The organism is Erwinia sp. MYb416 (assembly GCF_037479575.1).
GTDB classification, from domain to species: Bacteria; Pseudomonadota; Gammaproteobacteria; order Enterobacterales; family Enterobacteriaceae; genus Erwinia; species Erwinia rhapontici.
Genome location: NZ_JBBGYT010000363.1, coordinates 1 through 1,075, shown reverse-complemented (window position 1 = coordinate 1,075; position 1,075 = coordinate 1). Strand labels below are relative to the sequence as shown.

The 1,075-nt window shown below is 52.4% G+C and carries 1 protein-coding gene and 2 pseudogenes; 1 reads left to right on the top strand and 2 read right to left on the bottom strand.

Translation table 11 applies throughout. The annotated features are described in order from the left end of the window. Nucleotides 1-215, bottom strand: a pseudogene (locus WH277_RS05310) (FKBP-type peptidyl-prolyl cis-trans isomerase); the annotation flags it as partial. A 291-nt stretch (nucleotides 216-506) separates the two neighbouring features. On the opposite strand from WH277_RS05310, the gene WH277_RS05305 reads away from it, so the two are divergent. Next, complete coding sequence (locus tag WH277_RS05305) at nucleotides 507-725, top strand: SlyX family protein (RefSeq protein ID WP_133846695.1); 219 nt, start codon at nucleotides 507-509, stop codon at nucleotides 723-725. A gap of 199 nt (nucleotides 726-924) precedes the next feature. Here the strand turns inward: WH277_RS05305 and WH277_RS05300 are convergent. Next, nucleotides 925-1,075, bottom strand: a pseudogene (locus WH277_RS05300) (peptidylprolyl isomerase); the annotation flags it as partial.

Here is a 1,075-nt window from a genome sequence, read left to right as displayed (position 1 = left end):
TCCTGCTCCTTCAGGGAGTTCTCCATGTAGCGACCCAAAGACGCGCCCAGTGCATAAGCTGACTGCTGGTCGTCATTTTTGAATGCGGCATTTTTTGGCGCCTGCTGCTGTGCAGTCGGCTTAACCGGAACAGCATCAGCAGCCATAACCAGTGGAGCATTCAGTGCAACAGCCATAGTGGTAGCTAACATTGTGACTTTAAACAGTGATTTCATCCATTTCTCCAAAACCGAAGCATCTCACCTCGGAAATCGTTTGCAGACCTGCGGTCTGTAATATAACCGGGGGCGGGATCACAAAACAATCTCGCCATAAAAACTCGAAGTTAACTTCCGACCGCGTGATTATCCGAAAGTTTCAACACAAGGAATGGTGATTCGTTCGCGCCTTTTCAACCTCTGGTGGCCAATTTAAGCCAATACTCTTACTTCTGCCTGCATTTTACCGTTAGAATCGGACAATTCGCGAGCCCGGAAGACGGGCCGGTAGTAACAAGAGGAAACAGAATGCAACAATCACTGCTGGAGCAACGGCTGGAGATAATGGAGAGTAAGCTGGCGTTCCAGGAGCACACCATTGAGGAACTTAACCTGACGGTGGTGCAACACGAGCTGGAAATGGCCCGACTGCGTGAACTGATGCGTCTACTGACCGACAAGCTCAAAGCCGCCGCGCCATCGATGCTTGCGGATCCGTCTGAAGAGACTCCTCCACCTCACTATTGACACCCGGTCGAGGCATGCCTCGACCCTACGTTGATTCTTCGCAAGGCTCGGCATGGGTGCTTCGTAGGAGGTGGGCATGTCCGCCCCAATTCTCTCAGACAAAGCAAAAAGGCCACCCGAAGGTGACCTTTTATCGCTGATATTCCTCAGTATGTCGTGCGATAGCCAACGCAGCTACAGCACGAAAGACGACGGAATATTAGTGGCTGCAGCCGCAACCGCCAGTCCCACAACCGCCCTGACCATGGTCGTGATCATGGTCATGGTCATGGTGATGGCCGTCTTCGCCGTGAACGTGGCCATGGGCCAGTTCTTCTTCCGTTGCTTCGCGAATAGCGATAACTTCAACG

What these genes read in the sequence shown, in the direction of transcription:
- WH277_RS05305 (WP_133846695.1), top strand. Translation starts at nt 507, where the DNA reads ATGCAACAATCACTGCTGGAGCAACGGCTGGAGATAATGGAGAGTAAG.